Source organism: Runella sp. (assembly GCF_027484545.1).
GTDB lineage: Bacteria > Bacteroidota > Bacteroidia > Cytophagales > Spirosomataceae > Runella.
On record NZ_JAIXST010000277.1, the window covers coordinates 18,661 to 41,011 of the forward strand.

Genomic DNA, 22,351 nt, shown 5'->3' on the forward strand with positions numbered 1-22,351 from the left:
TTATTTCAATAACTTATGGGAAGCGATTCGGCTTGAGATGGTGGTATAAAGTACAATTGAAATCGAACTGGCAGGCATCAATATCGCCGCAACAACGGGGGAAAGCGTCCCTGTCAAAGCAAAGCTGAGTCCGACAATATTGTACAGCAACGAGATGATAAAACTCTGAACTACAATTCTCCGCCCCGACTGCGCCAATCGCACATACTGAGGAAGTTGTGAAAGCTGACTTCCCTGCAAAACTCCGTCGCAGGCAGGGGAGAAGTTGTTGATATTGTCCGATACTGCTACACCTACGTCGCTTTTTAGGAGCGCCCCGGCATCATTTAGACCGTCGCCTACCATCAAAACGGTACGGCCCTGTTCCTGTAGTTTTTGAATAAACTGAAGTTTGTCGTCGGGTTTTTGATTAAAATGCAGTTGCGATGTGGAACCAAACAGATTGCCCAACATTTCTACATCCGTTGGTTTATCGCCTGACAGTAAGAAGGTTTGGTAGTGCTTTTGTTTCAGTGCAGTAAGTGTTTGGGGCAAATTGTCGCGGTACTGACTCTGAATCTCAAAATAACCCAAAACTCTGTCTCCAAAATAAAAATAAACGTGACTGGTGTTGTCGTCCTGTTTGGCAGAGGGGATCCCGGCAATGAGTGGCGAAGCAAATTGTGCAGAGCCCAATCTGATGAGGCAATCTTCTCCCAATTTTGCTTCAATTCCTTTTCCTTCAATTTCCCTAAAATCACTCAATAGTTGCTCTTTAGGAACATGACTCAACGATTTTGCTATCAATCGACTCAATGGGTGAGACGACTGCTCGCACAATGTTCTGACAATCCGTTTTTGCATTTGTGAAAGCGGCTTTCCGATAAACTGAATCTGAGCATCGTCGGGCAAGGTCAAGGTGCCTGTTTTGTCAAATACAACCGTATCAATCTTTGAAAGATTTTCGATGATTTGTGCGTTTTTCAGGTAAAATTTATGCTTGCCAAACATACCCAACATATTGCCGTTGGTGAATGTATCAGACAGCAATAACGCACATGGACAGGCGACAATCAGAATGGTTGTGATGGCGTTGATACCACGGGGCAAGTCTCCCATAAGTCCCCAATAAAGCAACCCTGAAATTCCTAAGCCTAATAGTGTCCAAGTAAAATAGCGGTTGATTTGGCTCACCATCGTACTTTGAGTGACCTGTTGCTTTTTGGAAAGAGAGTCATTGTTCCAAAGCTGCGTCAAATAACTTTGTGATACACGTTTGGTAACTTCTACCTCAATCGCCCCTCCAACTTGCCGTCCTCCGGCATAAATGAGCTCATTTCGCGTCTTTTCAACGGGAATAGACTCGCCCGACACAAAGCTGTAATCAATCATCGCCCGTTCGCTGATGAGTCGTACGTCGGCAGGAATCAATTCTTTGTTTCGAATCAAAATGCAATCACCCGGCTGTAAATCAGTCACTAAAATCTGGTGGTCAGTGACTGGTGAGCGGTGGTTGGCATCTTTATTTTCTATTTCTGAATTATCCAAGGCATCATTCCTGACTTCTTCCTCCTGATTCCTCGCTCCTAATTTTGTCACTGCTACCGGAAAGTACGATTTATAGTCACGGTCAAAAGAGATAACAGAGTACGTTTTGTCCTGAAAATACCGCCCCAACAACATAAAAAACACAATCCCCGTCATGGAATCCAAGTAGCCAACGCCCGTTTGGGTGCTAATTTCGTAGAGACTGCGAACAAACGTCACCAAAATGGCCAAAGCGATAGGCGCATCAATGTTGAGGTAGCGTTTGCGAATGGCTTTCCACGCTGATACAAAAAAGCCAGAAGCTCCGTAAAAGAAGACGGGCAAAGCCAGCAGAACGCTGAAAATGCTGAACATGGATTGCAGGCGGTGGTCGTTTTGCGTCTCGCCCAAACCAAAATAGTCGGGGAAACTCATCATCATCACGTTTCCAAAAGCAAACCCTGAAATTCCGATTTTGTACAAAAGGGTACGGTTGGTCTTGGGCGCTTCGTTGGCTTCTACATCCTGTAGACTGAGGTAAGGCTCATAGCCGATATAGGTAAGCAGTTCGGCAAGTTTGCTGAGATTTATTTTTTGCTCGTCGAGTACAACCCGTACTTTCTTTTCGGGAAAATTAACCAATGACGAAATCACTCCTTCGTGCAGTCGGTGCAGATTTTCGAGCAAATACACGCAGGAACTGCAATGCATTTGGGGCAGGTACCAATTGATATGGGTTTGGCGACCGTCCGTAAATTCAATAATGCGGTCGTGGACTTCGGGAAGGTCTAAATAAGCGTATTTGCCGGCGTAGTAGCTTTTGTCAGGCGATACGCCCGGGTTTTGAGTGAAGTCGTAGTAGCTGCAAAGTTCATTTTCCTGCAGTAATTCGTAGACCAATTTGCAGCCTTCGCAGCAAAACGGTTTGTCGTCGTGTACCACGATGGTATCTTCACAGTCGGCTCCGCAGTGGTAGCACTGCACTTCGACGCTTGGGGAAATGGATTGAGACATAATTAAACCTTATAGGTTTGACGAAAGATATTGATGATAAACCTATAAGGTTTTACCAAAAGTGCGTCATTAACCGCCGTCAGGCTATGACTAAAATCAGTTTTTTGCGGGATATTTGTCAGTATTAACCCTTCCTTTCTGCTTCCCGATAAGCGCGAACTTCGATTTTCGCGGCAGATAACCGCTCTTGGAATCATTTGCCGTTGATTTGCATAAAAAACGACAACCATGAAAACACAGGAAATTTCCTCTTCTCCAAGTACTTCAACTCAAGCTTCGGCATTGCGCCGTTACGACCTCGATTGGATACGCGTTATCTGCATTGTTATTTTGTTGTATTACCACGTAGGGATGATTTATGTGCCTTGGGGCTGGCATATCAAAAGCGTCGAAAAAAGTGAAGTGATGCGTTGGGTCATGATTTGGCTGCATTATTGGCGGATGCCTCTGCTGTTTTTTGTTTCGGGAGCAGGTACGTATTTTGCCTTGAGTCGTCGTACGTATGGAAGCTACGCCGGTGAGCGGGTCAAGCGGCTTTTTGTACCATTGGTGTTCGGAATGTTTGTGATTGTTCCTCCGCAGATTTACTACGAACGTCTTTTCAATGGCGTTCATTTCAATGGCTACGCCGATTTTTACAAAACCGTTTTTAACTTTGTTCCTTACCCGGAAGGCAGTTTTAGCTGGCATCACTTGTGGTTTGTAGCCTACTTATTCGTCTTTTCATTGATTAGTATTCCGCTGTTTAAGTGGATGAAATCTGCTGGTGGAACTCGTTTTATGGAAAGGGTGGAAAAGTTTGCGACGCGCAAAGGAGGGGCATTGTGGTATGTACTTCTAATTACTCTTAGTCAAGTCATTTTGCAGCCGTTCTACCCCGACGAAACGCATGCGCTCGTGGATGATTGGGCGTATTTTGCTTTCAATATTTTGTTGTTTTGGGGTGGGTACGTACTTGTCAGTCGCCCAAAGTTATGGCAGGTGATGAGTGACCAACGACGCATTTACGGGTGGGCGACGCTCATTACGACAGTCATTCTGTATGGTCTGTATATTTGCGTTCGGCTCATTTATCCCGCTTGGGACGATGCAACTTGGTATGATGTTGTTTGGGATATTAATTCCTTCTGTCTTACGTGGTTTTCGGTTTTGGCAACGGTGGGATACGGGTATCGGTATTTGAATCGAAATCATCCCATTTTGGCAAAACTCAATGAAGGCGTTTATCCGTTTTATATTCTGCATCAAACTGTTATTGTCACTATTGGGTATTATCTGCTTAAGTATAATTTGGGCGTTTGGGGCGGTTTTTTGGTAATCAGTACATTGTCGTTGGGGCTGAGCGCAGGTTTGCATTGGTTTGTTATCAAACGAGTAAAAATTCTGTGATTATTCTTTGGTTTGAAATAAGCTTCTTAGATGACCTACTCTACCAACTTACATTTTCCATTCGACGACGAAACGACCATAGATGTACTTTTTGAAGATGATACGGCTACGCTCATTCGGAAAAAAAGTTGGACTGCCGCTGAAATTGAAGAACAGGTGAAGCATTTTTGCTATACAGGCGAAAATCTTTCTAAAGACCCTACAGTGGAAAAAGCCAAACTGCCTCCGTTTGCGCTGGGTTTTTATAAGTTTATTTTTTTCAAAAACCGTCTACCCAATGAGGTTGAATTTTGGAATTACTATCTTGGACAGCATTTTAAAGTGGTTGACGAACAATACGTTCAATTTTTGCGAAAAAGACTCCCGAGAAAGTACTTGGCTGAATCCGTAAAAGCGCGAATGCTGCGAAGCTATCCTTCCCTGATTCGAGACTTTCATTTTTTTATACTTTGTCAGGAATCTAAATTGTTTGAACGCGTAAGGTATTCATTAAGAGAGGATTATTTTGAAGGGATTGATTTGAATATTCAATTTGCCGGAGTGGTATATCAGGTAGCGGTGATGCTTAACTCGGAGCGTGCCCGTGCTTTCAAAATTAAAAAATATACCCGGCGCTCCGAAAATTCAAAAAATGAAGTTATTATGCTGTTTGATTTGTACAAAGAAGCAGGCAACCACAATAGCAAAGGTCGAATCAAGCTGTTTTCTGTCAAACACGTAAACGAATTATTAATCGAAATACAAAAACAGACCGAATGAATTACCAAGTATTTTCTAATTACGAAACCCTCTCCGCGCACGCATCTCAATTTATTTTGGACTATGTCCGTCAAAAACCTACCGCTACGATATGTGTTGCCTCGGGTGAAACCCCTCTTTTGACTTTTCAGAAAATCGTTGCCAATGCAAAACCAGGCGATTTTGACCAAGTTACGTTTGTTGCCTTGGACGAATGGGTGGGTATAGCGCCTGATAATGCAGGCAGTTGCCGCTCGTACATTGATGCACCGCTCATCACGCAGTTAGGTATCAGCCCTGAGCGCGTTTCATTTTTTGATAGCTTAGCCAACGATTTGGAAGCGGAATGCCAACGCGTCAATGATTTTATCGCGAGCAAAGGCGGCTTGGATATTATCATGGTAGGGATTGGAATGAACGGTCATTTGGGACTCAACGAGCCCGGAACTTCGTTTGATACCTACGCCCATATCTCTGAGTTGGAAGAAGTAACGGCCTCCATAGGGCAAAAGTATTTTCAATCCGAAACTCCGCTTACTCAGGGAATTACGGTAGGATTAAAACATTTTTTGGAAGCCAAAGTGGCGATTGTATTGGCCAATGGCGCAAAGAAAAAAGGAATTATTCAACGAGTTTTGGAAGAGCCTGTCAGCGAAAGTTTGCCCGCTTCGGCTTTGAAATTACATTCAAACAGCTATTTGTGGGTAGATGAATCCGCTAATCCTGCCTAAAATCGCTTGCGTAAAGCATCCAAAGCCCCTTTCGTGAACGCCCAAAGGGGTACAGTGGACATAATTCGGAAGTCTTCAAAAATTGTGGTGTCTTCATCCAAAAATGCAAACAAACGCGGGGTAGGATTTTTCTGGTAAAGTGCCGTAAAAACGTCTTTGCCCAAAGCACGGTTTTTCAATAAAACATTCAGTAATGTACTGTCTAACCAGTCTTTAAAACGTTTTTTGAAATTCTTTTTGGGCAGAGATGGTTTGCCTAACGTCACTAAATCCTTCACTAATTGTTGCGTAAATCGTTGCGTTCGCTGAAAAGCATAACCTGTCGAGGCTTTAACATAACCACCCGATGTTCCTATCCTCACAATATGTTCTCCAGCGTGATTGGGTGTCGGCTCATCGGTCATTGGAATGACGCCAAACTCTTCGTGCTCAATCGTGAAATTCTCAATTTTTAGAAACCTTTTTAGATACTTGTGCAGTTCAGCGTCGTATTCGGTAGGAGAGAGGAGTTTGTCTGAAAAAACGGTGTACTCCACCATAGCGCGGGTAGTGCTTTCGGGCAATACATACATGAATCGCACGCCTGTACCGCGTTGTTCTACGCGATAGTCCATCATGGTCGGGCAAGTGGTGTCAAAGACCGGTTTGTCAGTTACGATTTCCCAACCCTTAAAGTGCTGAAGCATGTTATGACAATCTTCCAAGTCTAATTTAAGCGGCTTGATGCTGTCAAACACATAGCTGCCTAAATACTGATTTTCGGTCGTGATGACAAAGCCGCCGATGGGTGTGTCTTTCAGACGTTCGATACGTTCATTGACAAACTTGATGTTGGGATTGGTGAGAAGGTCGAGTTTAACAAAATTGTAGAAGTCTATTCCTTTTAGCCATTTATAGGAATAGTCTCCCAAATCAAGCGCATCCGAGAAATTAGTGCCGTGAAAATAGACTTTGTTCCATTTTCGGTGAACAATGGCATCAAAAGGGTTTTGGTTGTCTTTTTCCCAAAAACACCAAGTCCGGTCATTCTTGGTCTTGGTGTCTTGGTCAATAATCAGAATGGATTTTTCGCGCAGAACAGTCTGGTTCATATAATAGGCCAAACTCAATCCGGCCAGCCCGCCACCCGCTATGATGTAATCGTATTTTTGCATGGAACTGCTACCCGATTTCAGGAATACCGAGTTGTTTACAAACTTTTTTGCAGAGTATATTTTTCAATTCTTGGTGACGACCGATTGGGGCTTGGTGTCCATTTGCCGGATTATAGAAAATGGTATGGTCGCCTCCCTCTCTCAGCAGCATGCATCCATGAGCCTTCAAATGTTTGATAAGTTGTATTCGTTTCATCAGGCTACTTCCACGATTTCTTTTCGAACTTGTCGCTCGCCTAATTGTTGCTCAAAAAGCCATTTTTGAGTGTCTAAATAGAAATCCAAGGCCGCAATCATATTGATTTTAAGTTCCTCAATAGTTTCTCCCTGTTCAATCACGGCAGGAAATTCTTCAAATTGGCCTACCCAGCCTCCTTCTTCGGCTTTTTCGATTACTGCGGTTAGTTTCATATTGATTACAAATTAAATCGGCACGTTCACATGCCGCTCAGAGTGATAGCTTGAACGTACCAACGGACCCGATTCTACGTATTTTAAGCCACGTTTCAGCCCTTCTTCGCGATACATGGCAAAGGTGTCGGGGTGAATCCACTCAATAACTTCGTGGTGCATTTTGGTGGGTTGCAGATACTGTCCGAGCGTAAGAATGTCTAAGCCATGCGCTACTAAGTCATCCATTGCTTTTAACATTTCATCTTGCGTTTCTCCTAATCCCAACATAATACCCGATTTGGTACGTTTGCCAAATTCTTTGGTACGACGAATCTGTTCCAAACTGCGTTCGTAGCGAGCTTGCGGGCGCACGGCGCGGTACAATCTTGCGACGGTTTCCACATTATGCGATACCACTTCCTGTCCCGCCGAAATCATGCGCTCTAAGGCTTCCCAATTACTTTTTGTGTCGGGAATCAATGTTTCTATCGTAGTGGAAGGACTTAGTTCTTTGGTCAACACAACCGTTTGGTGCCATATTTCCGCTCCGCGGTCTTTCAATTCGTCGCGATTTACGGAGGTAATCACGGCGTGTTTTACCCCCATGGTTTTGATGGCTTCCGCGACGCGACGCGGTTCATCTACGTCGTATTCGTTGGGTCGGCCGGTAGCTACCGCGCAAAAGGAACAACTGCGTGTGCAGACGTTGCCCAAAATCATGAAGGTAGCTGTGCCTTCACCCCAGCATTCCCCCATATTCGGGCAGTTGCCGCTTTCGCAAATGGTATGGAGCTTATTGGTATCTACAATCGTCCGAACTTTTCTGTATTCAGGGCCAACGGGTAACTTTACTCTTAGCCAATCAGGACGTTTTTTGCGTTCAGAGGTAATTACTGGAAGTTCAATCATTGTCTTTTCGTTATCAGTTATCGGTTATCCGTTATCCGACAAAATTTTTACAAATAACGGATAACGATTAACGGATAACGGCTTATTTTTTGTTTCCGAAGAACAAAGTTACGTAACCTGAGGTGAACAAGCTACGATTTTCGGCAAAAGGTATAATAACGGGTGCCTTGGAAAAAAGCTCAGTAAGAAAGCCGACTTCCAAACCCGTGAGATTACTTCGAAAGGCACTCAGTTCAAAACTGAAGGCGATTTTGGCATTGACTCCGGGAATAATCTTTGAATTTCCCAAGCCTTGTAAAAGATTTCCGGAACCTAAAATATTCCCTAAATCAGTGTGTTTGACGGGGTCATACGCTTCGGTACGTACTACACCGGGACGAACCTGATACTGAATGTAATAGGGCTTTAGAATACCTAATGAAGCCCCCACGGCTAAAATACCGTTAATAGAAATTCCTTCCTCGTTGTTGCGATTGGACAGTATAATTTCACGACCATACTGAGGGCGGAGGACAAACAGGTAGTTTTGCTTGCCGGGAGTAAACCGCGAACCGGTATTGCTGGATTGCGACAATTCTTTAGGGTGACGTACATTTACCAGATCAAGCCCTAAATAGCGATACTGGCGTCGCCCGAAAAGTTCGTTTTCGAGGCGCGTAGAATGACGGAAAACCAAACCTCCCAACAAGCCAGAGTTCGTATTGGTGGTAATACCGTAGGTAGTAATGGTGGAGTAGTCCTCTTCCTCTTCTTCTAAATTGGTTTTAGGACGGCGTTGCTGACTCCAAGCGGCTTGGGCAACCAGCAAAAGGGCGAAAGCTATAGTTGAAAACGATTTCATTATTCGTAGCAATAATTTTATCTAAACCTAACAAAAATACTTTTCAAAGTCAAGTGAATGTACGTCAAAAAGGGTAAAAAAGTTGCGGACTCCTTTGCCGAATTAAACTATTTTAATGACTTTATGGTTCAGAAATTTTTTGTGAGCCGTAAATTGCATTCCGCAAAGCGAGAAATAGAAATTGTAATTCGAGTCTCTAAAAAAACGTGCCAACTGAGATTTCGCAAGTTACTTTTTCAAGCTGCTCATTTACAGTTCGGTACGATTATTCATTCCCAAACCAGTAAGAATCAGATAATGCACAACCAAAAGATTTTGTTTGCCAACCTTAGAACACGGATTCAACTGATGGGACGGATAAAGACGGATAGTGGAATCCATTTTAATCTGTTTAATCCGTTCTATCTGTGTTCTATGTTTTTGGTGGTGTTGACTATCAGCGCTTGGCGCATCATTGACCTTAACCAAGCCATTTTCTCCGAAAAAATGCAATTGGACAAAGGAGTGACGAAGGCAGAAACGGTCATCATCATCGCCAAAAGCTTTGCAGGAAACCCGTATGTTTCACACACGCTCGAACAAACCCCCGAAAAACTCGTGTGTAATCTTTCCGAATTTGATTGTTATACGTTTGTGGAATCGGTGTTGGCTATGACCCTCGCTCGCCATCATCAGAAATCATACCTTGAATTTCAAACCCTACTGCGTCAAATGCGCTACCGTGATGGAAAGCTTGAGGGATATGGCTCTCGGTTGCATTATTTTTGGGAATGGAAGCAACAGGGGCAGGCAATGGGTTGGTATTTCGATGTCACTGAGCAATTGGGGGGAACTAAAGCACAACCGGTTATCAATTTTATGACAACACATCGGGGTCTTTATCCTGCGTTGGAAGATGAAACAACATTTCAGGAAATTCAGCGAAGTGAAAAGAAACTGAGTGAAAATTTCTGGCACTATCTTCCTAAAAGTAAAGTGGGTGAAATAGAAACTCATTTACAGGAAGGAGATATTGTAGGAATTACTTCAGGTATTGCCGGTCTTGACTTCAACCACGAAGGATTTATTGTCAAAAAAGGCAATCAGGCCTACCTCCTTCATGCTTCTTCTGATGCAAAAAAGGTAATGGTCTCCACAGAGCCTCTGGCCGATTATCTACAGAAAATCAAGAAACACAGTGGTATTGTGGTGTTGCGAATCAAAGGTTAGTTCTTTGCCGAAAACCAACCGACGGTTGTCGTTGAGCTTTCCAGTTTTTTCTCCAGAGCATCAGGAAGTTTTGGAAAAAAATCAATTCCCGTCATTCGTTCAATTTCATCCACACTCATGACAAAGGATTTGAGGTTTTCGCTTGAAAATTCGTTTTTCATCACAAATCCAATCATACGCGGTTGATTGTCGGTGAGGCAAAGGGCAATTTTGTAATACATTTCAGGGACTGCAATTTCGTTGTATTTTCCGATGGTGGGCAATCCTAACTTTAATACCGGCCCCGTGACGATATACAATTCTTCGTCGCGCTCTGCCCATTGGCGAAATTTTTGTTCCAAATCATTCCAAATCCCGCGGTTAAAATCCGGCACTTGCGGACTGATATTGCTCATGTAAAAAGATTCCTGCTTCTCGTCGGTCGAAAGGTTAAAATCTCCGGCGGGTGCTAAGTGGCCACGGTCATACCCTGTACGTGTATAATCGGTCGTGACAGCCGAGCCTGTTTTGACGAGCGGATCCGGAACAAACTTATTCCCATCGCGGGAGAGGTAGGCGCGCGATTCTTCGCCGGTAAGTTTGTAGGCTACCCAATCGGCCTGTTCGTATTGTTCACGATAACGCAGCGTGTAGCGATCATGACGTACGATTTGGTCATTGGAACCAATGGCAGGAAGGTTAAAATCTTTTGTTTTAGCAAAATCAGGGCCATTTGACGAAGAGGTTGTTTCGATTTCTTCCTCCTTCGATTCCGTTTGTTTTCCCAGTCCTATTTTGTCTAACAGCGACTCATCATCTTTGGATTTTGTACGATCATCAGAAGCTACGTCATCAGTACGGTCGTCGGAGGCGGTGTTGTCGGGTTCCGGAGCGCGGTAAGGGTTATCGCCCCGCTCGGCGGGTTTTCTGTCGTAGATAAACACACTTTTTACATCGTTCCAAAACGCCACCAAGGGTTTTGTGCGGCCGCGATAGTGCAATACAAGCCCTATGACAACAAAGAAAAATAATAAAAAGAGGGTATTCCCGAAACGTAAGCCTTTGCGCTGCATTATTTTCAATTCTGATGGTTGGGTACAAAACGCAAAGAACGCCATAGAAGGTCAAACAAAACAAAGATTTTTTGAATCTTCCCGAAAGTTTCCGCACTTTGAGCCTTATTTTCAATTTCAAATGGTGCGATTTTAGTAAATGCAACAACTATCTATTATTGTCATTGGCGGCGGGGCTGCCGGATTCATGGGAGCAATTACCGCTGCCGAAACGTTTAGAGATGCAAAAGTTACGATTTTAGAGAAAAATCGGGGTGTTTTAAATAAAGTTCGGGTATCGGGCGGCGGGCGTTGCAACGTGACCAATGCCGCTCCAACCCTGCCGAAACTATTGAAAGGCTACCCGCGCGGCGCAAAATTTTTACGTCCCCTGTTTGAGATATTTAACAATCAACACACGATTGAGTGGTTTGAAAGTCGTGGCGTACCTCTCAAAACTGAACCCGACGGACGGATGTTTCCCACAACCAATGATTCAGAAACAATTATTGATTGCTTGCTTAAATCAGCGCAGCGTGCTGATGTACAAATCAGGACGAGTGCCGGTGTTACCCAAATTGAACCCAAGCCCAGCGGTTTTGAGGTAACGTTGCAATCGGGCGAAGTACTTCACGCTGACCGTGTTTTGGTGACTTCGGGCGGGCACCCACAATTGTCGGGTTATGATTGGTTGTCGAGCTTGGGGGTGGAAATTGTTTCTCCTGTTCCTTCTCTGTTTACGTTTAACATTCCTGTTTCTCCTTTGAAAGAGTTGATGGGGGTATCGGTGGGGACAGTAGGGGTGAAAATGGCGGGCAGTAAATTGACCGAATCGGGACCGCTGTTATTTACTCACTGGGGCGTCAGCGGCCCTGCCATTTTGCGTTTGTCGGCATGGGGCGCGCGTGAGTTGTCAGACAAAAACTATCAATTTGTGTCATTAGTGAATTTTACCAATAAGAAGCCCAATGAAATTCTTCAACAATTGACCGATTTTCAACGTGATTCGGCCTGGCGAATGAAGTTTATCACGACACAGGCCCCGTTTGGACTGCCTCAACGGCTTTGGAAACAATTGGTTGAGCTGTCCAATATTCCTGATACCATGCGTTGGACGGATTTGCCCGCCAAAAACCTAAACCGTTTGGTGGAGCATCTAACTAATTTTCAGTTGGATGTTCACGGAAAAACTACGTTTAAAGAAGAGTTTGTTACTTGTGGTGGTGTGAATTTGAATGGCCTTCATGCCAAGACGCTGGAGAGCCGCCAAGTGCCGGGCGTATTTTTTGCCGGAGAAGTCTTAGACATTGACGGTATCACAGGGGGGTATAATTTTCAAGCTGCTTGGACTACGGGGTTTGTGGCGGGGAGCCGATTGTTTTGAAAGTAGATAGAAAATAAGGAAATTAGAAAAATTTTTGCATATCTATGGATTTAAAAGACAATATCCCTGAAATTACCACTATTTCAATTGGTCGAGACAAACAAAACAATATCGTCCTCGACAATCCTCATATCAGTCGTCATCACGCCCAATTGACTGTTTGCTCTCCAAACAGTTTCATAATAGAAGATTGTGGTAGCAAGCGAGGTACTTTTATTGAAAATGCAGGTACGCTTATGCGTGTTGTTCGCAAACTTATTGATATTCAGGATAAAGTATGGTTAGCTGATTTAGAGTTTTCTGTAGCTGATTTATTGCCTAAAGTAAAAGCTACATCAAGTGAAAAGTTAGATATAGAAAAAGACCCGCTTGATTTTACAGAAGAATTTGCCGCTTTACAAAAAGTATATGAAGATTATCCTATATTACGGAAAGACTGCCGCAATCGAGACAAGATGATACGGTTGTGGAGCGTAGTAGGAGGCTCGGTGATTGGAGTAGGCTCAGTAGCTACAGCAGGTACTTTTGGCGTATTAGCTGTACTATCAAGCGCAGGTCTTAGTATGCTGGTGCCAACTTTGGCATCGCATTTACTTTCAACCGAAGAAAAACTGGAACTTATTGATAAAGAATATCGCCAACGGTATCGTTGCCCTAATCCCAATTGCCGCGATTCGTTCGGCAATCGGGAATTTGAATTAGTAGCAAAACAAAAAAAATGTACCAAGTGCAAAGCAGTATGGGTAAAATAAATTTCTCCAATATTTTAACTTACCTTTTCTTTCCTCACTTGATAAAGTAGAAATAACATACATCACCATGCAAAACATGACTACTTCCGACCAACAAATGACCGACGTATTTCAAGCTGCACAACAAAAACTGTCAGTGCCAACCACATCCTCAACAACTAAACTAAGCAGTCGCCAAAAAGCTTTCATATCTACTGCAACTGTGTTATTGGGGGGCGGAGCAGCATTTGCGGCGGTTAAATTGGGGGTTATTCCTATAGATACAAATGAAACTATACCTCCGACAGAAACTACTACAAATTCAGAATCAATCAGCTCCTATCAGCCTATTAAACATGACTACGTTTCGCCTGTTCAGAACGGTGTTATCAAACCTACTAAAAATATTGACATCGCAGGTGGTATCAACGACAATTTGACTTTTGAAGATGCCTACAATGCTGCTCGTGAAGAAGTCGGCCCCGGTGGCATCTTCTCATGGCATGGTGAAGTATATAACACTTATACCGTAGAAGAATGGCGCGGGTTATCGCTGGCACAGCGTCAGGAGTTTTTAAGTGATGTAGGCTACAAGCCTACTGAAACAACTGAGGATTCTTCCGGTAGTGAGGGTAATCAAGAGCCTAACTACGTTGAAACTATGATTAACGGTCGGCCTGCTCTGGGAATAGACGACGACCATGATGGTGTAGCCGACGCCATTGTGATTATGGACATAGATAGCAATGCCATGATAGCGATTGTTGATAATGGCGGTGATAATCGGTTAGATACAGCCTTGCAAATTGATATGACTACGCAAGAAGTAGTCAGTCAGCAACCTTTAGATGAGCCTTTTATGGCTGAAATGGAACGCTTAGAGGACATGAACGATGAACCTGTGTCAGAAGTAAACAATAGGAGTCTCGTCTCGTTGCCTGAGGAAGATACTTCCGAAGAAGAAGGTACTGACGAAGGAGGCTATATCAATGATGCTGAAATGCCCGAAATGGAATAATGACAACCTTTAAAAATACCATCCTTCCCTGCCAAAAATGTGGCAAACTTATCGCCGTCAAAGTGAGAGATTTTGAAAACGGCGCGATTCAGTGTACCCACTCTGGCTGTGGTCATATCAACCAGCTTACGCAAGCGTTTTACGATGAACGCATTTTGTTAGGCTTGCCTTCTTTTGGCCAATTGGTCTATCAACAAGACCCTGCACTACGCTATCCACTTCGGGTGGGTGTCAATACCGTGGGTCATTCGTCGTCGTGTACTGTTCATACCGAACGGTTCATGCACGATGGCAAGTGCTATCTTAGCAGAAAACATTGCACGATTGAGGTATTGTTTGATAAATGGGAGGGGAAATTACGCTATACTTTGCAGGATGGAGCAATAGAGCCTGAAAGTGGTCAGTATAAAAATAGTTTAAATGGGACACTTCTTAATGGTTATTTGCTTCAAAATGGTGACAAATTGGATATACTGGACCAAGGTCTGGTGTGTTTGGGTGGGGTAGATATATTTCGGCTGGAAGCTTACTTTATTCCACCATCTATGCTGCAAACCTACTTGATGTCAAAATCATTCGAGCCTGATGAAACGCAGTAACGCTATGTCAATGAAAATTCAAATTGAAGAACCACTTATTTTTTCCTTAACAGGTCAGCGTGCCAACAATGAAGATTTTGTGTATCCTACCGCTCCTACGTCCGATACACGTCTGTTCATGGTATGCGATGGTATAGGAGGGTGGGACAAGGGCGAAGTAGCGAGCCGATTGGTAGCTGAGGCCATTGCCGATTATTTTCAACAATACCCTCCTGTTGCCGTGACAAAAACTTATCTTATTGATACAATCACTCACGCGCATTTGGCTTTGGCCGAATACCTCCAACAAAATCCACTTCTCAGTCGAGTGGGAAGTACGTTGGCGTTGTTGTACTTGGACGAAGGTGGTGTAACGGTCGCGCACGTGGGTGACAGCCGTGTGTATCACCTGCGCAAGGGGCAGATATTGCACCAAACCCAAGACCACCGATACGTATTGGAGTTGGTATCGGAAGGTATTATTACCCAAGAACAGGCTCAAACACACCCCCGTCGTAATAGTCTTAGTCGCTCAATAGGCGTAGAATCGAATAACCTAAGCTTAAAAATAGATAATCCGACTGTCAATTATTTGACTGATATACAGGCAGGAGACTACTTTTTTTTGTGTACTGACGGGGTATTGGAGCAACTGAACGAAGAGAAATTGAAAGAAGTTTTTAAGAATCCGTCCTCTCAAAAAGGAATGTTTCAGATAGAACAAATTTTGTCTATTTGTCAAAACCAAACCCGCGATAATTACTCAGGCTGCTTAGTCTCCATTCGTGATGTAATAAAAGAAGAAACTTTCTCCACCGTATCGCTGCCTGCCAAAAAGAGTCTTCGGGCATGGATTGGGTTGGCAATTTTGTGGTTTTCGCAGTTATGTTTTGCCCAAAATGGCTCTACCTACGCCATCGTAGTAGGTATTGCTGATTACAAAATAACAGACTATCGCACGGGCGATTTAAAATTTGCGGATAAAGACGCACTCCGCTTTGCCGATTTTCTGAAAAGCCCAGCGGGAGGAAATGTTCCCAATCAAAACATAAAGGTCTTAACAAACAAAGTTGCCACGCAAAAAGCAATACTAAACGCCCTAAAACTATTTGAACAGGCAACTGACCAAGATCGCGTGATTTTTTATTTCTCAGGCCATGGACTCAATGGAGGGTTTATTCCATACGATGTAAAAAAGAATGACCCCGCCTCAGTTTTAACTCACCGCGACGTAAAAAATCGCTTCAAATCCTCCGCTGCCTCAACCAAACTTTGCATTGCAGATGCCTGTTTGTCAGGGAGTATGACAATCCAACAAGCATGGAATATCCCCGAATCGAAAACCTTGCCTAAAAACGCCGATGTAGTGTTGATGCTCTCCTCTCGCTCAACCCAGAGTTCGGTTGAGAGTGGCGTAGCACGGGGAGGATTGTTTACTTTTTTCTTGCTCAACGGTTTGCGTGGTAAAGCTGACGCAAACCACGACAAAACTGTAACAATTAAAGAACTCTTTCGCTACGTGTCTCCGTTACTAAAACGCAATACACCCAATGGCCAAGCTCCGATGTTTTATGGAAAGTTCTCTGATAATTTGGTACTTTCGTATCTTTAAACATCCATATATTAATGATAAATAAAGACCCCAAGCCACGTCCTAATCATCGAAAATACTTAGAAACCCTTCGCCAAATGACAGAAGGAGAGCGATTGTTAAAAGCATTTGAATTATCAGATTTTAGTCGAGCACTTTTTAAGGAGGGGCTACGGAATCGCTTTCCCGAAAAAACACCCGAAGAAATCCATGAACTTTTCTTAAAAAGATTGGCTAAATGTCACAATCAGAATTATTGAACTACGCTTTGGGTCTTCTCAATGCCAACGAGATTCCTTATATGGTGACAGGTTCAGTTGTATCAAGTTTGCAGGGTGAGCCTCGTTTAACTCACGATATTGATATCGTTATTGTGTTGCATCCTCGCTTTGCGTATGCATTTGCCGAAGCATTTCCGACAAACGTGTTTTATGTCAATAAAGAAAGTGTAAAAGATGCCATAGTACGCCAAAGTATGTTCAATGTAATAGACAGTACCTCGGGCAATAAGGTGGACTTTTGGATACTTACCCAAAGTGAATACGATCGAGTACGTTTTGGACGTAGGCAAAAGGTGAAGGTATTGGGTATTGAAGACTTTTATGTGACAAGCCCTGAAGACACTATTGTAAGTAAATTGCTGTGGGCAAAAATGGCAGGAGGAAGCCAAAAACAACTGATAGACGCGACTCGGGTCTATGAGTTGCAATATGAAAAGTTAGATATAATACACATTGAAGAGTGGGTACAGAAACTGGAACTTATAGCCGAGTGGAATGCCCTTTTGAGTAGTGCTGACCCTATTTAGATACAATAAATACAACTGGAAGATATCAAACACAAGCTATGACCTTAAAGTCTAATAAACTATTCAAAATATTCCTTCTGTTATCTCCTTTATGGGCGGCAACCGTTGCTGGGTTAGAGAGCTGCCAATGGACTGACCCAGTACTCAAAACCCTTAAAAATTGTACGTTGCCTACTGACATTAACATTGTTACAGACGCTGTTGACCCCAAAAAATATACATTTTCTTTGGCCAGTACTACTACAGATGTGAAGACCGTAACATGGAAAGTATTGAGTGGTTCGACAGTTTTGGTTCAATCTACCCTCACCTCTGCTCAATCTTATGCCTACACTGCTTCTACTAATGGAAGCTATACGGTAAGTGCGGAAATAGAAACCGTTTGTGGAGAAAAAAAGACATTGAGTAAAGCAATAACTATAAAAACTTGTGTCCAACCAACTGCCATAACAACTACAAGTGTTAGCAACAATACTTACACTTATGGGCTGACTACTACTACACCTGCTGATGTAAAAACCGTCACTTGGAAAGTATTGAGTGGCACTACTGCTCTCGTACAAGAACAACGTACTGATGCTGGTTCATTCAGTTATACTTTTGCTTCCTCGGGTAGCTACACCATTAGTGCTGATATTGTAACTACGTGCAACGAAAATTTGAATCGTTCCTTAAGTGTAAATATTACCGTGTCAGGAGTTTCATCAGCTGCTAATTTTAAAGCATGGAGAAACGGCGGGGGAGCAAATGATGTAGGTAACGGTGTTGCAATAGATGGTTTAGGAAATGTGTATGTAATAGGGAACTATGGTTCTTCTATCGCTTTTGGTGCCACTACTTTAAATGTGGCAGGTAGCAATGATGTTTTTATCGCTAAATACAACAGTAATGGTGATTTAGCATGGGTGCAGAGAATAACAGGGGACGGAACCGATGAAGGAAAAGGGATTGCGGTGGATTCTAATGGAGATATTTATGTGATTGGTCAGGTAAGTACCAATGCTGGCTTTTTCAATACAACTGCCAATGTGATTGTAAACACCCCTGTTAGAAAGCAAACCGGCGGCCCTACTGATATATTTGTGGCAAAGTATAATCGAGATGGTCAAATGCTTTGGAATAAACTCTATGGTGGCGGTAGCCCGGACCAAGGAGTAGGAATTGCCCTACATTCTTCTGGGATTTATATTACAGGCTTTTTTAGCGCTCAGTCTGCTACTTTTGGGGCAACAATTATTCAAGCTTCGGGAATAGAAGGGAAGTATGATGCTTTTTTGGCTAAGTTGAACATCAATGGAGATGCCCTTTGGGCAGTTTCCTGCGGTGGTTTTGAAAACGACTATGCCAGTAGTGTTGCCGTAGATACAGACGGAAATGCCTATATAACGGGAAACTTTTCTTCTCCTGCCACTTTTCGTTCTGTTTCCGGGGCTTCTACGGTATATTCTTCAAATACAACCCCTGATATTTTCATTGCTAAATACAATTCTGGTGGTAATTTAATGGCTTTTCATAATTCCAATTCAGGGACTCCTGCTTTTGGTAGTAGTGTAGCAGTGAGTGGTAGTTCTGTCTATGTAACGGGTACAATACAAGGCTCAAATTATGGGAGTACCCTCGTCAGTTATCGTGGCGGAGGCGATATTTTTCTGGGGAAATATAGCCTAAGTAACCTGAATGTAGAATGGGTAAGAACGGCTGGTGGATCAGGTACAGACGCTGGAAATGGCGTAGTAATAGATAAATCAGGAAACGCCTACATTACTGGGCTGGTAAGCGATAATAGTTTGTTTGATAATACTTCCGTTAGGTCGTCAGGAAGTACGGATGTATTTTTGGCGCAGTATGATAGCAATGGAAATTTTCGATTTGTAAAAACGACTGGGGGTAATGGCGCGGATGGAGGTACTTCCATAGCAATCAATAATACGGGGAATTTATTATTACTTAGTGGGTTTTATAGTAGTTCTTTTATATTTGGTACTCCGCCTGCTTTAACCTATTCGGGCGGATTGGATATTTTTGTGGCAAAGTATCCAGATTAGAGATAAATTCGAGAACAGCCGTGGCGAAAGTGATTTGTGGATGGTAAAGGTGAGGTGAGGATTGTGGCAAGACCAACGATGCAATTAATAGTAAAAAGACATTATTATTCTGATAGTTGAATAAAGTAAATGCCACATTATCAGTAAAATAACAAATGACCCAGACCTTTACCACCTTTCAAGAATTCAAGAAACGCTACCCGATTCAGTTTGCGGAGAAAGGTACGTGGTTGGGAAGTGGTACGTATGGCAAGGTGTTTCGGGTAGAGGACCAAGTAGAAACCGAATGGGTGGCCGTAAAAATCAGTGAGTACCGCCAAAACGATACCAAATCCCTAAAAGCAGAAGTAGAACTCGCCCAAAAAGTGCCGCGCCACGCCAATATCGCCCGCTATGATGCTTGCTACCGCCTCGAAACCGATACGGGTATCAGCGATTTTGCGGTGATGAAGTACTACTCCGACGGCAATTTAGCTGACCTGCTCAAACGTAGTAAACTCACCGACAAAGAACTCCGCGACATTGTATGCGGTACGCTTGAAGGACTAAAACATCTGCATCAGCAGCGCATTGTTCACCGCGACTTTAAACCCGCTAATATCCTCATTTCGAGGGATAACAGCGGCAGATTTATTCCCAAAATCGCTGATTTTGGTCTTAGCAAACTCGTGAGTCAAGACGAAATAGATAGTTCTGATTTTGATTTGAGCGATGGGCGCGGCACACCCTCCTATAAAGCCCCCGAGCAGATTGAGGGCGGACGCGTGAGTTTCAACTTGGACTTGTGGGCGTTTGGCGTGATTTTGTACGAAATGCTGACTGGCGAAAAGCCGTTTAGCGTAGGTACGCAGTCAAGCGAACCTACCCTGAGGCGAGAAATAGAGCGCAAAATCACCTCTGCTCAACTTCCCGACCGCCTCCGCACCTTACCTGAGCCTTACCAAGGCATGATACGGCGGTGCTTGGTCAAAGACATTCGGCAGCGCGTACGTAAAGCGGACGAATTGTTAGCACTATTGGACGAACCCATAAAGCCACCACCGCCGCCCAAACCTGTTGAAAAGCCAAGCGTTACTCTTACCGACCATACAGACGTTTATGTAAAGCCCAAGCGCGTGGTGCAGGAAACCAAGACGGATGTGTATGTGCCGAAAGCCATTGTTCAAACCCCCGAAATTCAACCCAAATCTAAAAATACGTGGCTTTGGGGATTGATTGGGGGGGTGACGGTAGTTTTATTAGGGATTTGGTTGCGGCCAAAAGAGAAAGTTGAGTTTGAACAAGCTGCTAAAATTTGGGATAAAACCCTTGGAGGAAGTGGTTCTGATTGGCCTGCTGATTTGATTGCTACTACTGATGATGGTTTTGTGATTGTAGGAGGCTCAGTGTCCACTCTTTCGGGAGATAAATCTGAAAATAATAAAGGAAAAAATGACTATTGGGTAGTAAAGCAAAATAGTGCTGGTCAAAAAATTTGGGATCGAACCCTTGGGGGGAGTGGTGAGGATTACGCTTCTGCTATTGTTGCCACCATAGATGGTGGGTTTGTGATTGCAGGTATGTCTAATTCTCCCCTTTCGGGAGACAAATCTGAAAACAGTGAAGGCGGGCAAGACTATTGGGTGATAAAGCTTAATAGTAATGGTCAAAAAGTATGGGATAAGACCATTGGAGGGGATAGTTATGATGGATATCCTACCATTGTTGCTACCGCTGATGAGGGTTTTGCTATAGCAGGAAGGTCAAAATCTAATATTTCGGGAGATAAATCTGAAAATAGCAGAGGGGAAAATGACTATTGGGTAGTTAAACTCAATAGCAACGGGCAAAAGGTTTGGGATAAGACCATTGGCGGGAGTGGTTATGATAATATTTCTGCTATTGTTGCCGCGGATGATGGCGGTTTTGTAATAGGAGGAACATCTGACTCTAATATTTCTGGTGATAAATCTGAAGGAAGTAAAGGAGGAGAAGACTATTGGGTAGTTAAACTCAATAGCAATGGGCAAAAAGTATGGGATAAAACATTTGGGGGAAATGATAGAGATAGATCTAATTGTATCATTGTTACTGACGATGGGGGTTTGCTAATTTCAGGGGCATCTAATTCGATTAATTCTGGTGATAAATCTGAAGGAAGTAAAGGAGGGGAAGACTATTGGGTAGTAAGACTTAATAGTAGTGGTCAAAAAGTATGGGATAAAACATTTGGGGGGAATCTTGAGGATAATGCGGATGCTGTCGTTGCTGTTAATGATGGTAGTTTTGTGGTAGGGGGAACGTCCAATTCTAATACTTCGGGAGATAAATCTGAAAATAGCAGAGGTGGTGAGGACTATTGGGTAGTAAAAATAAATAGTAACGGGCAAAAAATTTGGGAAAAAACTCTGGGAGGAGCAGGTAGTGACAATGTTGCTACAATCATTGCTACTGCTGACGGAAGCTTTGTGATTGCAGGAGGATCATATTCTCCTATCTCTGGCGATAAATCAGAAAATAGCCGTGGTGGAAGTGATTATTGGGTAGTAAAAGTGAAGTAGAAGATAGGAATACAAAAAATGTAACACTAACTATAAATAATGGACTGTCAGGGAGTTATTTTTAGTACACACGCTACTGCAAGGATGTTTGCTCGCACTATATCCCAAAAAGACGTAGAGTATGTACTTAAAAATGGAATAACGATTCAACAATATCCAACAGATAAACCTTTTCCAAGTGCATTGTTATTAGGATTCATCAATGATATTCCCCTGCATGTAGTGGTAGCACAAGATGAGGATAGTACGTGTATTGTCATTACTGCGTACATTCCAGATGCGTACATTTGGGATGATGATTTTAAAACAAAAACTAAATAAAACTATGCAATGTGTATTTTGTAAGACTGGGCAGACAGTGGAAGATAAGACCTTGATTACGTTGCAACGTGGGGCGGCTATCATTATCATAAAAGAAGTACCTGCCGAGGTTTGTAGCAATTGCGGTGAGGCTTATTTGTCGGCTAGGACTAACCAAAAAGTCTTGAACTTGGCTGAAGATGCAGTGGAAAAAGGAGCGGAGTTGGAAATTATTCGTTACCCCGATACGTACAAAGAATTAGTTTAAGACAATATTGAAGTAAAAAATGGTGATTAACACGTATATTCATTGATATAACCCGATGACCCAGACCTTTACCACCTTTCAAGAATTCAAGAAACGCTACCCGATTCAGTTTGCGGAGAAAGGTACGTGGTTGGGAAGTGGTACGTATGGCAAGGTGTTTCGGGTAGAGGACC

At 43.2% G+C, this 22,351-nt stretch carries 22 protein-coding genes; 15 read left to right on the top strand and 7 right to left on the bottom strand.

Annotation, left to right across the window (positions count from 1 at the left end; translation table 11 throughout):
* The gene (locus Q0081_RS25020) at window positions 1–2,520 is read right to left on the bottom strand and encodes a heavy metal translocating P-type ATPase metal-binding domain-containing protein (protein ID WP_298360180.1); all 2,520 of its coding nucleotides are present in this window, start codon (window positions 2,518–2,520) and stop codon (window positions 1–3) included.
* Window positions 2,521–2,748: 228 nt separating this feature from the next.
* Here Q0081_RS25020 and Q0081_RS25025 point away from each other — a divergent pair, with 228 nt between their 5' ends.
* From Q0081_RS25025 to Q0081_RS25035, 3 genes are read left to right on the top strand one after another with little or no spacing between them, the layout of a single operon-like run.
* Window positions 2,749–3,909: an acyltransferase family protein gene (locus Q0081_RS25025; RefSeq protein WP_298360182.1), complete on the top strand. Its 1,161-nt coding sequence runs from the start codon at window positions 2,749–2,751 to the stop codon at window positions 3,907–3,909.
* A 30-nt stretch (window positions 3,910–3,939) separates the two neighbouring features.
* Window positions 3,940–4,668, top strand: a complete 729-nt coding sequence (locus Q0081_RS25030) for a hypothetical protein (RefSeq protein ID WP_298360184.1) — start codon at window positions 3,940–3,942, stop codon at window positions 4,666–4,668.
* The gene (locus tag Q0081_RS25035) at window positions 4,665–5,378 is read left to right on the top strand and encodes a glucosamine-6-phosphate deaminase (protein WP_298360186.1); all 714 of its coding nucleotides are present in this window, start codon (window positions 4,665–4,667) and stop codon (window positions 5,376–5,378) included. Before Q0081_RS25030 ends, Q0081_RS25035 begins: the two co-directional genes overlap by 4 nt.
* Here the strand turns inward: Q0081_RS25035 and Q0081_RS25040 are convergent.
* The 5 genes from Q0081_RS25040 to Q0081_RS25060 all read right to left on the bottom strand — a co-directional run bounded on the left by Q0081_RS25040 (window position 5,375) and on the right by Q0081_RS25060 (window position 8,675).
* A complete protein-coding gene (locus Q0081_RS25040; RefSeq protein ID WP_298360188.1) occupies window positions 5,375–6,532 on the bottom strand; it encodes a lycopene cyclase family protein in 1,158 nt (385 codons plus the stop codon). The two genes, Q0081_RS25035 and Q0081_RS25040, sit on opposite strands and share 4 nt — an antisense overlap.
* A gap of 7 nt (window positions 6,533–6,539) precedes the next feature.
* Window positions 6,540–6,728 carry a type II toxin-antitoxin system HicA family toxin gene (locus Q0081_RS25045; protein ID WP_298360190.1) on the bottom strand — a complete coding sequence of 63 codons (189 nt, stop codon included), beginning with the start codon at window positions 6,726–6,728 and terminating at the stop codon, window positions 6,540–6,542.
* Window positions 6,728–6,943, bottom strand: a complete 216-nt coding sequence (locus tag Q0081_RS25050; protein ID WP_298360192.1) for a type II toxin-antitoxin system HicB family antitoxin — start codon at window positions 6,941–6,943, stop codon at window positions 6,728–6,730. Before Q0081_RS25050 ends, Q0081_RS25045 begins: the two co-directional genes overlap by 1 nt.
* A 12-nt stretch (window positions 6,944–6,955) precedes the next feature.
* Window positions 6,956–7,834 carry a lipoyl synthase gene (gene lipA / locus Q0081_RS25055; protein WP_298360193.1) on the bottom strand — a complete coding sequence of 293 codons (879 nt, stop codon included), beginning with the start codon at window positions 7,832–7,834 and terminating at the stop codon, window positions 6,956–6,958.
* A gap of 82 nt (window positions 7,835–7,916) precedes the next feature.
* Window positions 7,917–8,675, bottom strand: coding sequence for a hypothetical protein (locus Q0081_RS25060; protein ID WP_298360195.1), 759 nt, complete (start codon window positions 8,673–8,675; stop codon window positions 7,917–7,919).
* Window positions 8,676–8,798: 123 nt separating this feature from the next.
* Between Q0081_RS25060 and Q0081_RS25065 the strand changes: the two genes are divergently transcribed.
* A complete protein-coding gene (locus tag Q0081_RS25065) occupies window positions 8,799–9,884 on the top strand; it encodes an N-acetylmuramoyl-L-alanine amidase-like domain-containing protein (RefSeq protein WP_298360197.1) in 1,086 nt (361 codons plus the stop codon).
* On the opposite strand, the gene Q0081_RS25070 is transcribed toward Q0081_RS25065, so the two are convergent.
* Window positions 9,881–10,936 carry a DNA/RNA non-specific endonuclease gene (locus tag Q0081_RS25070; protein WP_298360199.1) on the bottom strand — a complete coding sequence of 352 codons (1,056 nt, stop codon included), beginning with the start codon at window positions 10,934–10,936 and terminating at the stop codon, window positions 9,881–9,883. The genes Q0081_RS25065 and Q0081_RS25070 overlap by 4 nt on opposite strands.
* 139 nt (window positions 10,937–11,075) lie before the next feature.
* Here Q0081_RS25070 and Q0081_RS25075 point away from each other — a divergent pair, with 139 nt between their 5' ends.
* The 11 genes from Q0081_RS25075 to Q0081_RS25125 all read left to right on the top strand — a co-directional run bounded on the left by Q0081_RS25075 (window position 11,076) and on the right by Q0081_RS25125 (window position 22,178).
* A complete protein-coding gene (locus tag Q0081_RS25075; RefSeq protein WP_298360201.1) occupies window positions 11,076–12,299 on the top strand; it encodes an NAD(P)/FAD-dependent oxidoreductase in 1,224 nt (407 codons plus the stop codon).
* Between the two features lie 44 nt (window positions 12,300–12,343).
* Entirely contained in the window at window positions 12,344–13,051 is a 708-nt protein-coding gene (locus Q0081_RS25080) for an FHA domain-containing protein (RefSeq protein ID WP_298360203.1), read from the top strand.
* A 67-nt stretch (window positions 13,052–13,118) separates the two neighbouring features.
* Window positions 13,119–14,048, top strand: coding sequence for a hypothetical protein (locus Q0081_RS25085; protein ID WP_298360205.1), 930 nt, complete (start codon window positions 13,119–13,121; stop codon window positions 14,046–14,048).
* Entirely contained in the window at window positions 14,048–14,647 is a 600-nt protein-coding gene (locus tag Q0081_RS25090; protein WP_298360207.1) for an FHA domain-containing protein, read from the top strand. The genes Q0081_RS25085 and Q0081_RS25090 overlap by 1 nt, the downstream gene beginning before the upstream one ends.
* Window positions 14,634–16,238 (top strand): caspase family protein, encoded by a 1,605-nt coding sequence (locus tag Q0081_RS25095; protein ID WP_298360209.1) that lies wholly within the window; start codon window positions 14,634–14,636, stop codon window positions 16,236–16,238. Before Q0081_RS25090 ends, Q0081_RS25095 begins: the two co-directional genes overlap by 14 nt.
* Before the next feature lie 14 nt (window positions 16,239–16,252).
* Window positions 16,253–16,477 carry a hypothetical protein gene (locus tag Q0081_RS25100; RefSeq protein ID WP_298360211.1) on the top strand — a complete coding sequence of 75 codons (225 nt, stop codon included), beginning with the start codon at window positions 16,253–16,255 and terminating at the stop codon, window positions 16,475–16,477.
* Window positions 16,456–17,025 carry a hypothetical protein gene (locus Q0081_RS25105; RefSeq protein WP_298360213.1) on the top strand — a complete coding sequence of 190 codons (570 nt, stop codon included), beginning with the start codon at window positions 16,456–16,458 and terminating at the stop codon, window positions 17,023–17,025. The genes Q0081_RS25100 and Q0081_RS25105 overlap by 22 nt, the downstream gene beginning before the upstream one ends.
* A 38-nt stretch (window positions 17,026–17,063) precedes the next feature.
* Window positions 17,064–19,070, top strand: a complete 2,007-nt coding sequence (locus Q0081_RS25110) for an SBBP repeat-containing protein (RefSeq protein ID WP_298360215.1) — start codon at window positions 17,064–17,066, stop codon at window positions 19,068–19,070.
* Between the two features lie 155 nt (window positions 19,071–19,225).
* The gene (locus Q0081_RS25115; RefSeq protein ID WP_298360217.1) at window positions 19,226–21,610 is read left to right on the top strand and encodes a serine/threonine-protein kinase; all 2,385 of its coding nucleotides are present in this window, start codon (window positions 19,226–19,228) and stop codon (window positions 21,608–21,610) included.
* Between the two features lie 39 nt (window positions 21,611–21,649).
* Window positions 21,650–21,931, top strand: a complete 282-nt coding sequence (locus tag Q0081_RS25120) for a DUF4258 domain-containing protein (protein ID WP_298360219.1) — start codon at window positions 21,650–21,652, stop codon at window positions 21,929–21,931.
* Between the two features lie 4 nt (window positions 21,932–21,935).
* A complete protein-coding gene (locus Q0081_RS25125) occupies window positions 21,936–22,178 on the top strand; it encodes a type II toxin-antitoxin system MqsA family antitoxin (protein ID WP_298360221.1) in 243 nt (80 codons plus the stop codon).
* Window positions 22,179–22,351: the final 173 nt, after the last annotated feature.

Coding starts and splice junctions, on each gene's coding strand:
- Q0081_RS25075 (WP_298360201.1), top strand. CDS start 11,076: ATGCAACAACTATCTATTATTGTCATTGGCGGCGGGGCTGCCGGATTC.
- Q0081_RS25045 (WP_298360190.1), bottom strand. CDS start 6,728: ATGAAACGAATACAACTTATCAAACATTTGAAGGCTCATGGATGCATG.
- Q0081_RS25050 (WP_298360192.1), bottom strand. CDS start 6,943: ATGAAACTAACCGCAGTAATCGAAAAAGCCGAAGAAGGAGGCTGGGTA.
- Q0081_RS25030 (WP_298360184.1), top strand. CDS start 3,940: ATGACCTACTCTACCAACTTACATTTTCCATTCGACGACGAAACGACC.
- Q0081_RS25125 (WP_298360221.1), top strand. CDS start 21,936: ATGCAATGTGTATTTTGTAAGACTGGGCAGACAGTGGAAGATAAGACC.
- Q0081_RS25095 (WP_298360209.1), top strand. CDS start 14,634: ATGAAACGCAGTAACGCTATGTCAATGAAAATTCAAATTGAAGAACCA.
- Q0081_RS25040 (WP_298360188.1), bottom strand. CDS start 6,532: ATGCAAAAATACGATTACATCATAGCGGGTGGCGGGCTGGCCGGATTG.
- Q0081_RS25060 (WP_298360195.1), bottom strand. CDS start 8,675: ATGAAATCGTTTTCAACTATAGCTTTCGCCCTTTTGCTGGTTGCCCAA.
- Q0081_RS25025 (WP_298360182.1), top strand. CDS start 2,749: ATGAAAACACAGGAAATTTCCTCTTCTCCAAGTACTTCAACTCAAGCT.
- Q0081_RS25090 (WP_298360207.1), top strand. CDS start 14,048: ATGACAACCTTTAAAAATACCATCCTTCCCTGCCAAAAATGTGGCAAA.
- Q0081_RS25100 (WP_298360211.1), top strand. CDS start 16,253: ATGATAAATAAAGACCCCAAGCCACGTCCTAATCATCGAAAATACTTA.
- Q0081_RS25065 (WP_298360197.1), top strand. CDS start 8,799: ATGGTTCAGAAATTTTTTGTGAGCCGTAAATTGCATTCCGCAAAGCGA.
- Q0081_RS25120 (WP_298360219.1), top strand. CDS start 21,650: ATGGACTGTCAGGGAGTTATTTTTAGTACACACGCTACTGCAAGGATG.
- Q0081_RS25035 (WP_298360186.1), top strand. CDS start 4,665: ATGAATTACCAAGTATTTTCTAATTACGAAACCCTCTCCGCGCACGCA.
- Q0081_RS25080 (WP_298360203.1), top strand. CDS start 12,344: ATGGATTTAAAAGACAATATCCCTGAAATTACCACTATTTCAATTGGT.
- Q0081_RS25085 (WP_298360205.1), top strand. CDS start 13,119: ATGCAAAACATGACTACTTCCGACCAACAAATGACCGACGTATTTCAA.
- Q0081_RS25020 (WP_298360180.1), bottom strand. CDS start 2,520: ATGTCTCAATCCATTTCCCCAAGCGTCGAAGTGCAGTGCTACCACTGC.
- Q0081_RS25105 (WP_298360213.1), top strand. CDS start 16,456: ATGTCACAATCAGAATTATTGAACTACGCTTTGGGTCTTCTCAATGCC.
- Q0081_RS25115 (WP_298360217.1), top strand. CDS start 19,226: ATGACCCAGACCTTTACCACCTTTCAAGAATTCAAGAAACGCTACCCG.
- Q0081_RS25070 (WP_298360199.1), bottom strand. CDS start 10,936: ATGCAGCGCAAAGGCTTACGTTTCGGGAATACCCTCTTTTTATTATTT.
- Q0081_RS25110 (WP_298360215.1), top strand. CDS start 17,064: ATGACCTTAAAGTCTAATAAACTATTCAAAATATTCCTTCTGTTATCT.
- lipA (WP_298360193.1), bottom strand. CDS start 7,834: ATGATTGAACTTCCAGTAATTACCTCTGAACGCAAAAAACGTCCTGAT.